The organism is Nostoc sp. UHCC 0302 (assembly GCF_038096175.1).
Classification (GTDB): Bacteria; Cyanobacteriota; Cyanobacteriia; order Cyanobacteriales; family Nostocaceae; genus UHCC-0302.
On sequence record NZ_CP151099.1, the window covers coordinates 4,667,481 to 4,680,115 of the forward strand.

Below are 12,635 nucleotides of genomic sequence, written 5' to 3' on the forward strand. Positions count from 1 at the left end.
TCAAAAGTTCACTCAGGACTTTGAACTTACAACTCAGGACTCTCTTCGGTGAGAGTATTGCATCAAAAATCAACCACGGACGGTTGATTTAATTGCTTAAACAATATGCAGCCGTTCTGGAATAATCAGTCGTGTAAACCAATCACAACCTCAGTAGCTCTTTAACTTTGAGCTTAGATACGCAATTTTTATTATCAGTAGCGCCTTTTAGGGCTGGCAGGGGCGAGAGGCATAACGAACCTCCAAGCCTATTGGTGCTGCCAATTTTTGAGGAAATTGAATGCCAAAACAAATTATTATCGCGGAGCAGCATCAAATTGCTGCCGTATTTTCTGAAGATCAAATACAGGAACTCGTAGTTGCTACAGGACATCACCAAATAGGTGATATCTATTTAGGTGTAGTAGAAAACGTATTACCAGGGATAGATGCCGCTTTTGTTAATATCGGAGATCCCGAACGTAATGGTTTTATTCATGTAACTGACTTGGGGCCGTTAAAACTCAAGCGCACCGCTGCGGCAATTACGGAACTATTAGCACCACAGCAAAAAGTTTTGGTGCAAGTGATGAAAGAGCCGACGGGGACAAAAGGCCCCAGGCTAACAGGTAACATTACTTTACCTGGACGTTACGTAGTATTAATGCCCTATGGCAGAGGTGTAAATTTATCCCGGCGGATTAAAAGTGAAAGTGAGCGTAACCGCTTACGGGCGCTGGCGATTTTGATCAAGCCGGCGGGGATGGGTTTGCTAGTGCGTACAGAAGCAGAAGGCAAACCAGAAGAAGCGATTATGGAAGATTTGGAAGTGCTGCAAAAGCAATGGGAAGCCATTCAGCAGGAAGCACATTCCACCCGTGCGCCAGCACTGCTTAACCGGGACGACGATTTTATCCAGCGCGTATTGCGGGATATGTACGGCGCAGATGTCAATCGGATTGTCGTAGATTCCAGTACTGGTTTGAAGCGGGTAAAACAGTATTTGCAGAATTGGAGTGGAGGTCAGACACCGCAGGGATTGTTAATTGACCACCATCGCGATCGCTCTCCGATTTTAGAATACTTCAGGATCAATGCTGCGATTAGAGAAGCCTTAAGACCCAGAGTAGACTTGCCTTCTGGGGGCTACATCATTATCGAGCCGACTGAAGCATTAACCGTAATTGATGTCAACTCCGGTTCCTTTACGCGATCAGCAACAGCTAGAGAAACAGTACTGTGGACAAACTGCGAAGCCGCAACAGAAATCGCTCGCCAGTTGCGTCTGCGAAATATTGCCGGGGTAATCGTTGTAGATTTCATTGATATGGAATCACGGCGCGACCAACTTCAAGTCCTCGAACACTTTAACAAAGCACTCAAAGCAGATAAAGCTCGTCCTCAAATTGCCCAACTGACTGAACTCGGTTTAGTAGAATTGACCCGCAAGCGTCAGGGACAAAACATTTACGAATTGTTTGGTGACACTTGCCCCACCTGTGGCGGTTTAGGGCATACAGTACGTCTGCCAGGAGAAAACGACAACAGACTGCCAATACCAGTAGAAATACCAGAGCGTTTTGTATCAGTACCTCACAGAGAACCACGTCAGCCAGTTGCCCGGACTCCAGAACCACGAGAAACTTATGATGGTTTTGGCGAACCATTCGATGGCGACTCAGAATTGGGTAACCTAAATCTAATCAACCATCCTAGCTATCAAGAACTTGGCGATAACAACAAACGCCGTACCCGTAATCGTCGGCATCGCATTGGCATCAATGGGGTGAATGGGAAAGATGAAGGGCGGGTTAGTGCCAATCCCTTAGCTTTTGTTAACGAGCCAGACTTAGACCTTGATAACGAAGTCGAACTAGGAGTAACACCAGAGATACCTGCACCCACCCTAGGTAAATCAGGTTGGAGTGAAAGATCAGAGCGTACTAAAGTTATTAAGACAGACCCAGTAAAACCAGTGGTAGAACCACCGGAGATTAGGACTGTAGAGATGACGCTGCCTGAACAGGATATCTTTGCCTTAATGGGAGTCTCTCCTTTAGTGAAGTTAGAGCAAGAGGTCAAAAATCCCAAGTCTGTGATTATTAACGTCATTCAGCCTGGGCAATCAGCGACAACGACGCCAACTGAATCAAACTTAGACTCGATTGTTCATGAAAGGGTAAGCACAGAAGTAACCACAAGCAGGATACCTGTACCAAAGGTTGTTGAGCAACCAGAACAGAAATCTTTCTTGCCAGAGATAACTGAGCCATCAGGATTTACCACCAACTCTTCAGAACAGTTCAGCAACGAGGATGAAAATGAAGCCAACAGCGCTTCCACTGCTAACCGTCGCCGCCGCCGTCGTTCCTCAGCGAGTGACGAAAGTTAATATTACCTTATGGTAAAGACAGAGCAAACTGACGCTGCTCTTTTGTCACCTATACCTTCAAGTGAATCCTGCTGGCTGGAGTTTTCCACCTTGTCAGGTCTTCAAGGGCTGGTTACAGGCGTGGATGAAGTAGGGCGAGGCGCTCTCTTTGGCCCTGTAGTTGCAGCAGCTGTAATACTGCCAGCTGATGCTTTGCCAAAACTGATAGCAGCTGAAATCAAAGACAGTAAAAAACTCTCTAGTTCTCGTAGAACTCTGCTAGCGCAGCAAATTTGTGGGCTGGCGACAGACTGGAAAATTGGCTTTGCTTCAACTGCTGAAATTGACCAGATGAATATTTTGCAGGCAACACTGTTAGCGATGAAGCGGGCTGTGCTGAAGCTCTCCGTACAGCCTGCTGTCTGTTGGGTTGATGGCAATCAGCGAGTAAAAGACTTACTAATACCACAACAAACGATCGTGAAGGGGGATGAGCGATCGCTTACTATTGCTTCTGCTAGCATTGTTGCTAAAGTTTGGCGTGATGATTTGGTGCTGCGTCTGGCATCAAAGTACCCAATGTACGACTTGGCTCGTAACAAAGGTTATGGCAGTCCGCGGCATTTACTAGCTCTACAACAGTATGGCCCCTCTCCTCTACATCGCAAGTCTTTTCGTCCTTGTCAAACTTAGTGCTGAGGAGGCAGCGCAACTCCGTTGGACGGGTTTCTCGGTTGTGGAGCAAGTGCCGTCGCCTTTGTAGACTTAAAGCAACTGGCGTTGCTGAGTGATTAAATTATTACTCAGGATTCAAAATGGGTAATTCTGCACTGCCATCGTCAAGGTTTGTGAATTTAGTTTGTGATATTACCCAATGACGATAATCTGCCAGAAGTTGATGTAGTAATCGTTGCTTGACCGTCAGTAGTACACTCTTGAGTAGCCCATTGCCAGTGGCTTCTAAAATTGGCTTGGGAGTGAATGAAAATGGCGGTGGTAGCTCAACCTGTACTTCTAAATCTGCTCTTCCTTGTAAACGAGTGCCGCTGCTTGTTTGATGGGGAGACAAATAGCCTTTTAAATCTAAGGAAAAGCGCTGATTAATATATTCGAAACCACGGATTTCACAACCTAGCGATCGCAAACAAATCGTTCCATTTGATTCTGCCCAGACTCTCATGTCTACAGTTGGTTGAATACTCAGTGACATAAAAGTCAACGGACGCATTTTCAAGCGAAATACTTCCTCTGAAATGGCTTTTATGCGGCTATTATCGACCAAAGCCTTAACCAGACGTTCAGGCTGACGCAAGTAGTGCTGAATAGGGATAGGCTGCTGTGGTACAGCAATTTCCACCGATTGAGAGGCAGTAAACTTGGTAGCCATGAGGTGAATTAAAGGAAGTAATTGTTTGATACTTCTATTATTAATTATTTTTTTATATTTATATTTTTATTTAGTGGAAAAAATATTTATTATACCTATCTGATTTGAAAAACTATATTTTTTTATAGTTATCCTTCACTATTGAGATAGTTTTAAAAATTGTGTGGACTATCTTGAGAAAGATAAATTATATCAATGAACAGGTACTTGTTTAGCTTAAATAGCCAAGATTCTTTGAAAAATACTTGAAAACTAGGATTTCTTAGACTTTGCATTACCTTAATATCAGGTAGACTAGCCTAATGCAAGTAATTGGATAAAAGAACCCGATCAATTAAATAAAGCAAGTAATAAATAGTACATTGCAAGCTTTTTATTACGGTTGCATATTTATATCTTTATCTAATTATTGTTCATTAAGGAATTAAATTGGCTTGTATTTTTTTAGGACTGATTTCTTTTAGACCTTTAATAAATTGTTAGATGTAAATCAACTGACATCGCGTTCATGAAGAACCGCTATCACATACTTTTACTACTGCTATGGTTAGCGATTGGCACTAGTCTACGCTTTGGGCGTCTAGCATCTCTACCCCCTTGGACTGATGAGTGTGCCACGTTAGTTTTTAGCTTGGGCAATAGTTTTCGCACAGTACCACTCAATCAGATCATTAGTTCAGATGTTCTTTTGCAACCATTGCAACCTATCCCAATAGCTGGGATTAGCACAGTTATTAAACACTTATTTAATGAGAGTACTCATCCACCGTTCTATTTTGTGCTAGCTCATTTCTGGATGAAAATGTTTTCGCCTATAGGTGAACTAGCCTCAATCTGGGTGGCGCGATCGCTCAGTGCTTTTTTCGGGGTAGTATCAATACCTGCCATGTTTGGCTTTGGCTATTTAGCCTTTCGCTCAAAGTTGGTAGCTCAGATAGCAGCAGCAATGATGGCAGTTTCGCCCTACACTGTTTTCTTGGGTAAAGAAGCCCGTCATTACACTTTAGCAATTTTGTTGGTGATTGCTTCTTTATGTTGCTTTATTAAAGCAATTCAGGCTATCCATCGACAGCAATCTCTGCAAATGTGGGTAGTATTCACCTGGGTAATCATCAATAGTTTAGGAGTGGCAACTCATTATTTTTTCACCCTAACTTTGTGTGCTGAAGGCTTTGTATTGTTAAAGCAATTTTGGCTAACAATCAAGCAGAGAAAATTTGCCCTAGTGCAATCTAATTGGTGGCGTATCTTGATAGTTGCTATGGGTACTCTGATTGGTTGCCTCGTCTGGATACCTACTTTGCAAAATATTCCTGGTAATGAACTTACAACCTGGATTGTAGCTAGTAATACTTATACTAGATGGATAGAACCAATAGGGCGATTACTACTTTGGATTATGAGTATTCTCTTACTATTACCTTCAGCAATTACAAACTTACCTTTGGCGATTGTAGTTGTTTCTGGTGTAGTAACAATGCTATTTTTACTTTGGAGCTTGCCTAATCTCATTCATGGATTAAAACTCCAGCAGCAAGATGCTGATTCTCATCTAGCTATTCAAATTTTAAATGAGTATGTTATCGGGGCGATCGCTTTGTGTTTGTGTTTTACCTACATTCTAGGTAAAGACTTAACTTTAGCTGCTCGTTTCCAATTTTTCTATACTCCGGCAATAATTTTACTCTTGAGCGCTGCATTAGCTGGCTGCTGGAACCAAGTACAGAATTTAAACAAGTATCACCATAAATTCTGGTTTCTGAGAGATAGGAAAGTTGCGGTGAGCATAATTTGGTTAATGGCAGTGCTTGGAGGAGTGACAGCAACCTGGAATCTAGGCTACCTGCAAAATCAACGTCCTGATATCCTCGCATCTATTATCCAAAAAGCATCTCAAGGCGATGTGCTAATTGCTACTACCCACTTGCACCACGGGCAAACTGGGAGAATGATGGGCTTAGCTTGGGAGTTTCAAAATTTGCCTGCCCAAAATTTACAGTTTTTCCTGGCTCATAAAGATTCAGAAACTAAAACTTATACTCAAGCTTTGCAAGTATTTCAAGAAAAACTATCAGTAATCCCACGACCTCTAGACTTGTGGTTAGTTGAATTCCGCACTAAAGTCGATCTGGAATCTCAGCACTGTGTTGCAGACAAGCAATACGGAAAATCTGCTGGTGAATACAGCTACAAACTGTATCATTGTGCTACCCAAAAGCAAAGTACGTAGTCATAAGTTGAAGAATTCAGAATGCTTTTCCGTTGTGGATTCTGGCATAGCCACTGGTTATTTTGCACCAGATCAAAAATTTGGTAAAGGATTTAAATCCGTTCATTCATCCATCAGTTGTACAGAATTTATGATTTATGCTGAATTCTGACTACTGAATTCCTTGTTATTAAAAAAGGCTGGGTTTACCCACAAGATAGTTTATAAATTTAACAGATAACTCATAAATATTATGACTACATCCATTGCTCATTTAGGGCCTCCAGGCACTTATGCAGAACAAGCAACTGTTTTTTATGCCAACTGGCTAGTCAACAAGACGGGAATTGAAACTGTCTTATGCCCTTATCCCAGCATTGCCCAGTCACTCCAAGCTGTTGCTCAAGAACAAACCCAGTTAGCTGTTGTGCCAGTAGAAAATTCTATTGAAGGAAGTGTAACCATGACAATGGATACACTATGGCAGTTAGAGAGTTTGCGAATTCAGTTGGCTTTAGTCATGCCGATCGCCCATACATTAATTTCTTACGCCACTGATTTAGATGGCATTAAAACTGTATATTCTCACCCGCAAGCACTGGCACAATGTCAGGGGTGGTTAGAGATGTTTCTTCCAAGTGTCCAGCTGATTCCAACTAATTCCACAACAGAGTCGTTACAACAACTGGAAAGCAATAGAACCGCAGCAGTAATCGCATCTAGCAGAGCCGCTCAACTGTACAATCTGCCCATACTTGCCAACGGCATTAATGACTATCCAGAAAACTGTACTCGCTTTTGGGTAGTAAGTAAGGCTGATGCAGACACTAACTACTACATATCTTCAGCAGGTGCTAGCCATACGTCAATAGCTTTTAGCGTGCCTAAAAATGTACCAGGAGCGCTGCTTAAGCCCTTGCAAGTATTTGCTCAATTAGGGATTAACCTTAGCCGAATTGAATCTCGTCCAACGAAGCGATCGCTAGGGGAATACTTATTTTTTGTTGATTTAGAATCAGATGTAGCCACACCACAAATGAAATCTGCTTTAGCAGATTTATCCTCATACACAGAAATTTTAAAAATTTTTGGCGCTTACAATGTCTTATCAATCAGCCCTCTTTAATCAGTAGTCAATAGTCATCTAATCTCACTAATAACTATTGACTCTGGGGGTATCTTCTTTTCCTATCAGAACACACAAATGAATACTAACTATCAATCCTGATTAAAAGTGTCTTTGAGTACAGAGCGAGCTGCCAAGTGATTACGAGTAGAAGTTAAAATTTCTGCTTCCCGTTCTAGACGAGCGGCAGTATCTTGCATCTCTAGCAATGACTGCTGCTCTGCCGCAACACCGTAGAGGTTGCTCGCTACCCAATAAGATAGCTCTGTTGGCAAATCCGGTAAATCTTCTGGTAATTCGATGTTTTGTTCAGTTAATTTAGCGGATAGCCGCACTACGTCTCGCAGCAGCTGTTCAACCTCAGAAGACAAAGGGCGCAAATCTTTGGTAGGCGTATGGTCTTCAATCCACTCAACTAAGCCAACGCGGTATGGCTTTTCCCGAACATACTCTAATACTCGAAATCTTTGCTGCCCCAGTGTCAACATCTTCATGCGGTCATCTGGTAGCCGTTGGTGGTGAATTATTTCTGCACAGCAACCAATCTGTGCAATCGAGCCTTTTGTTCGATCTTCCATCAAGACCCCGAACCTGCGATCGCTCTCCAAAATCGTGTTCATCATGATTCGGTAGCGAAATTCAAATATATGTAGGGGTAATGGTCTTGTGGGAAACAGAACTACTTCGGGTAGCGGGAACAGAGGTAGTTCGCGAACTGCAATTTTAGAAGATGATGCCATTGTTACTTTAGTATAAATTTAATCTTTAAAATTTATTCTTCTCTGCTTTTCCCGTACTCTTATTACATCTTATCATTTGTTTTACGGCTAATAAAAAGCCCTGAGATAAATTTCTTCAGGGCTAGGTAAATATTCATACAAAAATTGAGATTTAAAAATCAAGAGTAAAGAAGTTATAACTCTAGACTCTTGACCATTGACACTTGACTAATAACTAATTAAAGTTTGACTTCGATATCTACACCTGATGGCAGATCGAGTTTCATCAAGGCATCAATAGTTTTAGAAGAAGGCTGATAGATGTCAATAATCCGTCGATGGGTACGGGTTTCAAAGTGTTCCCGTGAATCCTTATCTACGTGAGGCGATCGCAGCACACAGTAAATCCGCCGTTTAGTTGGTAAAGGAATTGGGCCTATTGCTGTAGCATTGGTACGATTAGCTGTGTCTACAATCTTCTCGCAAGATGTATCCAATAGGCGTCGGTCAAAAGCTTGTAAGCGAATTCTAATTTTCTGCTGCTGTAGAGTTGCCATCTTTAATTGTCCAGGTTCGGAGTAATGGGGGGACTGGGGACTGGTGACTAGGGATTGGGGATTGGGAAACCAATCTTTAATTCCCAATGCTCAGTATCTATATATTGAAGGAAGAGAAAGGAGCAGAGAGGCACTATACCATCTCTGCTCCTTTTTTCTCAGAGCAAAAAGGTGCTATTTACTTGAGGATTTTGGAGACGACACCTGCACCAATGGTGCGACCACCTTCGCGAATAGCGAAGCGCATTCCTTGCTCAATAGCGATTGGGTTGATCAGTTCAACGGTCATCTTAATGCGATCGCCTGGCATCACCATTTCTGCTTCACTACCATCATCGGAGGTGAAGGCTTTAATTGTGCCAGTTACGTCAGTAGTCCGTACGTAGAACTGGGGACGGTAGCCAGAGAAAAATGGAGTTTTCCGACCACCTTCTTTTTCGGTTAGAACGTACACTTCACCTTCAAATTGGGTGTGAGGTGTAATTGAACCTGGTTTAGCTAGTACCATACCCCGTTCAATATCAGCCTTTTGGATACCGCGAAGCAGTACACCTGCGTTATCCCCAGCTAGACCTTCTTCGAGGCTCTTCTTGAACATCTCGATCCCGGTAACGGTGGTGTTGCGAGTGTCTCTAATTCCTACTAGCTCGACGTTATCACCAACTTTGACTTTACCCCGTTCAATCCGACCGGTGGCAACTGTACCACGACCTGTGATTGAGAACACGTCTTCTACAGCCATCAAGAAGGGCTTATCTATATCCCGCTCTGGAGTAGGAATATATGAATCTACAGCGTCCATAAGTTCGTAGATTTTGTCTACCCACTTATTTTCACCACGTTGTGTTTTAGGGTTAGCAGTCATTGCTTCCAATGCCTGTAAACCAGATCCTTTCACAATGGGGATATCATCGCCAGGGAAATCGTAGCTGGAAAGTAGTTCTCTAAGTTCCAGTTCCACCAATTCCAGCAGTTCTTCGTCGTCCATTAAGTCTTCTTTATTCAAAAAGACAACGAGACTGGGAACGCCGACCTGTTTTGCCAGCAGGATATGTTCGCGAGTTTGGGGCATGGGGCCATCTGTTGCAGCTACGACCAGAATACCTCCATCCATCTGGGCAGCGCCGGTGATCATGTTCTTCACATAGTCAGCGTGGCCAGGACAGTCTACGTGAGCATAGTGCCGCTTTTCGGTTTCATACTCTACGTGAGCAGTATTGATGGTAATACCCCGCGCCTTTTCTTCTGGTGCGTTATCGATTTGATCGTAGCCCTTAGCTACAGCCTGACCCATAGCTGCCAAGGTCATGGTGATGGCTGCTGTCAAGGTAGTTTTACCGTGGTCAACGTGGCCAACTGTACCGATATTAATGTGGGGTTTATTCCTTTCAAACTTTGCGCGTGCCATGAATGCTCATTTCCTTATTTTAACTAAGCGTTCCCTTTGCTTTTTGCAATGATAGTTTCAGCTACGCTGCGAGGCACTTCTTCGTAGTGGCTGAACTCCATTGTGAAGATACCCCGACCTTGGGTCTTCGACCGGATATCAGTGGCGTAGCCAAACATGGTCGCCAGTGGAACTTTGGATGCCACCTTAGCGAGTCCCTGTTCAGTGCTTTGGCTTTCAATCTGCCCCCGACGGGAGATGAGGTCGCCAATGACGTTCCCGATAAAGTCTTCAGGAACTTCAACCTCAACTTTCATCATAGGCTCTAAAAGGACGGGTGAAGCTTTCAACACTGCCTCTTTCATCGCCATTGAACCAGCGATTTTGAAAGCCATTTCTGAAGAGTCTACATCGTGGTATGACCCATCAACTAGCGTTGCTTTCACATCAATCAGTGGATATCCAGCTAAAACACCGGATTCACAGCTTTCTTTCATTCCCTGTTCTGCGGGGCCTACGTACTCTTTAGGTACTGTACCACCGACAATCTTGGAAACAAATTCAAAGCCCGTACCAGGTTCTCCTGGCTCCAAATCGATCACGACGTGACCATACTGACCTTTACCACCGCTTTGGCGAATAAATTTGCCTTCAACTTTGTTGACGGCTTTGCGAATCGTTTCGCGGTAAGCTACTTGCGGCGCACCAACATTCGCTTCCACTTTAAATTCGCGTAACATCCGGTCTACGAGAATTTCTAAGTGTAGCTCTCCCATCCCTGCAATCACGGTTTGGTTGGTTTCCGGATCGACGCTGACGCGGAAGGTGGGATCTTCTTCAGACAAGGATTGCAAAGCTTTAGATAGCTTATCCATGTCGTTTTTGGTTTTGGGTTCAACCGCTACCGAGATCACAGGCTCAGGAATGAATAGAGATTCCAGAATCACTGGTGATCCTTCATCACTAAGTGTGTCACCTGTTAAGGTGTCTTTCAATCCCAATGCAGCACCCAAATCACCCGCCCGCATTTCATCAACGTCAAGTCGTTCATCCGCTTTTAAAATCACCAGACGGGAAATCCGTTCTTTCTTGTTCTTGGTAGCGTTGAGAACGTAACTACCTTTTTTCAGAACACCAGAATAAACGCGAACGAAGGTGAGGCGACCGTATGGGTCAGCCATAATCTTGAATGCCAGAGCAGATAAAGGCTCATTGTCATCCGCGTGGCGCTCAACAGTATCGCCATTTGGCAATGTGCCTTGAATTGCTGGTACATCAATTGGTGCAGGCAGGTAATCTACAACTGCATCCAGCATTAACTGTACGCCTTTGTTTTTAAATGCTGATCCACAAAGTACTGGCACAATCGTACCGGCAACTGTACCCTTACGTAAGGCAGAACGGATTTCATCTTCTGTAAGTTCTTCGCCCTCGAAGTACTTAGTCATTAGATCGTCATCGGTTTCTGCCACCGCTTCTACAAGCTTGGTGCGGTATTCTTCTGCTTGTTCTTGCAATTCTGCCGGAATATCCGTTTCTTCGATATCGGTTCCTTGGTCGTTGTTGTAAATGTATGCACGCAACCGCACCAAGTCAACAATGCCCTTGAAGTCGTTTTCACTACCAATTGGTAGCTGAATGGCGATCGCATTTGCCCGCAAGCGATCACGCAACTGATCGTGAACTCTGTAGAAGTTCGCTCCTGTGCGATCCATCTTGTTGATGAAGGCGATCCGAGGTACTTTGTAACGGTCTGCTTGCCGCCACACTGTCTCGGATTGTGGTTGTACACCGCCCACAGAACAAAATACTGCGATTACACCATCCAACACACGCATGGAACGTTCAACTTCAATTGTGAAGTCTACGTGGCCAGGAGTATCGATAATGTTAATTTGATGATCTTTCCAACTGGTACTGATAGCTGCAGCAGTAATGGTGATTCCCCGTTCCCGCTCTTGCTCCATCCAGTCCGTTACAGCGGTTCCTTCATGAACTTCGCCGATTTTATGAATTATTCCAGAGTAAAACAATATTCTCTCTGTTGTCGTGGTTTTGCCCGCATCTATATGCGCCGCAATCCCAATGTTGCGTACTCTCTCTAGCGGGATCGTACGTGCCACAGCTGCCTCCTATAATTTTTGCCTCATGATATCTTGTATATTACTCTTTGTTAAGATTCTATACTTTTACGGAAAACCGCCTTTTCTTCAGAGATACACGATATACCGCTTTGGAAAGGGCGATATATCGCTTTTCTACTTAGTAACGATAATGAGCAAATGCTTTATTTGCTTCCGCCATCCGGTGCGTTTCTTCACGCTTCCGAATCGCATTTCCAGTTTCGTTGGCAGCGTCCATTAACTCATTTGCCAGCCTGCTGGCCATTGTGCGTCCTGGTCTAGACCGAGAAAATTGCACTAGCCAACGCAGTGCTAGGGTAGTACCCCGTTCTGAACGAACTTCCATTGGTACTTGATAGGTTGCTCCGCCAACTCGCCGAGCTTTTACTTCTACCAAAGGCGTTGCATTCCGCACTGCTCTTTCAAAGGTTTCTAAGGCATTACCGCCAGTGCGTTCCTCAATAGTTTTCAATGCCTCATACACAATCCGCGCGGCAAGTGATTTCTTGCCATGACGCATGATCCGCCTGATAATCATGCTTACAAGGCGACTGTTATACACTGAGTCAGACGGAACTGGGCGCCTTTGAATAACACCACGACGAGACATACTTCACCTTTAAATCGGATTTGGCAACGAAATTATATGCTATCAAACACCGGAAACTAAAAGCGACGGGTTCCACCGCTTTATAGGTTTCTCAATTTTGTCTTTCTTTAAGTTGCAGCGATGCTGACCTATGGAATTGCTACCTGCAACTAAACACACAATACGAC

General features: G+C 43.8%; 10 protein-coding genes. 4 read left to right on the plus strand and 6 right to left on the minus strand.

The features are described from left to right. Nucleotides 1-280 precede the first annotated feature (280 nt). Together WKK05_RS20280 and WKK05_RS20285 are read left to right on the plus strand one after the other, a co-directional pair. Nucleotides 281-2,371, plus strand: coding sequence for an Rne/Rng family ribonuclease (locus WKK05_RS20280; RefSeq protein ID WP_341524899.1), 2,091 nt, complete (start codon nt 281-283; stop codon nt 2,369-2,371). Nucleotides 2,372-2,380: 9 nt separating this feature from the next. Further along, nucleotides 2,381-3,043: a ribonuclease HII gene (locus tag WKK05_RS20285; protein ID WP_341524900.1), complete on the plus strand. Its 663-nt coding sequence runs from the start codon at nt 2,381-2,383 to the stop codon at nt 3,041-3,043. A 106-nt stretch (nt 3,044-3,149) separates the two neighbouring features. Here WKK05_RS20285 and WKK05_RS20290 read toward each other — a convergent pair whose 3' ends face one another. Further along, nucleotides 3,150-3,737: a DUF1997 domain-containing protein gene (locus tag WKK05_RS20290; protein ID WP_341524901.1), complete on the minus strand. Its 588-nt coding sequence runs from the start codon at nt 3,735-3,737 to the stop codon at nt 3,150-3,152. Nucleotides 3,738-4,245: 508 nt separating this feature from the next. Between WKK05_RS20290 and WKK05_RS20295 the strand changes: the two genes are divergently transcribed. After that, nucleotides 4,246-5,967 (plus strand): glycosyltransferase family 39 protein, encoded by a 1,722-nt coding sequence (locus tag WKK05_RS20295; RefSeq protein ID WP_341524902.1) that lies wholly within the window; start codon nt 4,246-4,248, stop codon nt 5,965-5,967. A 232-nt stretch (nt 5,968-6,199) separates the two neighbouring features. Beyond that, the gene (gene pheA, locus WKK05_RS20300) at nt 6,200-7,072 is read left to right on the plus strand and encodes a prephenate dehydratase (RefSeq protein ID WP_341524903.1); all 873 of its coding nucleotides are present in this window, start codon (nt 6,200-6,202) and stop codon (nt 7,070-7,072) included. Between the two features lie 92 nt (nt 7,073-7,164). Here pheA and WKK05_RS20305 read toward each other — a convergent pair whose 3' ends face one another. The 5 genes from WKK05_RS20305 to rpsG form a co-directional block, all read right to left on the minus strand. Beyond that, on the minus strand, nt 7,165-7,812 hold the full coding sequence (locus WKK05_RS20305; RefSeq protein WP_341524904.1) for an LON peptidase substrate-binding domain-containing protein: 648 nt from the start codon (nt 7,810-7,812) through the stop codon (nt 7,165-7,167). 218 nt (nt 7,813-8,030) lie between these two features. Then, a complete protein-coding gene (rpsJ, locus tag WKK05_RS20310) occupies nt 8,031-8,348 on the minus strand; it encodes a 30S ribosomal protein S10 (protein ID WP_008232935.1) in 318 nt (105 codons plus the stop codon). A gap of 178 nt (nt 8,349-8,526) precedes the next feature. Continuing rightward, a complete protein-coding gene (gene tuf / locus WKK05_RS20315; RefSeq protein ID WP_341524905.1) occupies nt 8,527-9,756 on the minus strand; it encodes an elongation factor Tu in 1,230 nt (409 codons plus the stop codon). A 23-nt stretch (nt 9,757-9,779) separates the two neighbouring features. After that, a complete protein-coding gene (gene fusA / locus WKK05_RS20320) occupies nt 9,780-11,858 on the minus strand; it encodes an elongation factor G (RefSeq protein ID WP_341524906.1) in 2,079 nt (692 codons plus the stop codon). Between the two features lie 139 nt (nt 11,859-11,997). Then, nucleotides 11,998-12,468, minus strand: coding sequence for a 30S ribosomal protein S7 (gene rpsG / locus WKK05_RS20325; RefSeq protein ID WP_341524907.1), 471 nt, complete (start codon nt 12,466-12,468; stop codon nt 11,998-12,000). Between the last annotated feature and the right edge of the window lie 167 nt (nt 12,469-12,635).

Coding starts and splice junctions, on each gene's coding strand:
- WKK05_RS20285 (WP_341524900.1), top strand. CDS start 2,381: ATGGTAAAGACAGAGCAAACTGACGCTGCTCTTTTGTCACCTATACCT.
- rpsJ (WP_008232935.1), bottom strand. CDS start 8,348: ATGGCAACTCTACAGCAGCAGAAAATTAGAATTCGCTTACAAGCTTTT.
- rpsG (WP_341524907.1), bottom strand. CDS start 12,468: ATGTCTCGTCGTGGTGTTATTCAAAGGCGCCCAGTTCCGTCTGACTCA.
- pheA (WP_341524903.1), top strand. CDS start 6,200: ATGACTACATCCATTGCTCATTTAGGGCCTCCAGGCACTTATGCAGAA.
- WKK05_RS20295 (WP_341524902.1), top strand. CDS start 4,246: ATGAAGAACCGCTATCACATACTTTTACTACTGCTATGGTTAGCGATT.
- WKK05_RS20280 (WP_341524899.1), top strand. CDS start 281: ATGCCAAAACAAATTATTATCGCGGAGCAGCATCAAATTGCTGCCGTA.
- WKK05_RS20305 (WP_341524904.1), bottom strand. CDS start 7,812: ATGGCATCATCTTCTAAAATTGCAGTTCGCGAACTACCTCTGTTCCCG.
- WKK05_RS20290 (WP_341524901.1), bottom strand. CDS start 3,737: ATGGCTACCAAGTTTACTGCCTCTCAATCGGTGGAAATTGCTGTACCA.
- tuf (WP_341524905.1), bottom strand. CDS start 9,756: ATGGCACGCGCAAAGTTTGAAAGGAATAAACCCCACATTAATATCGGT.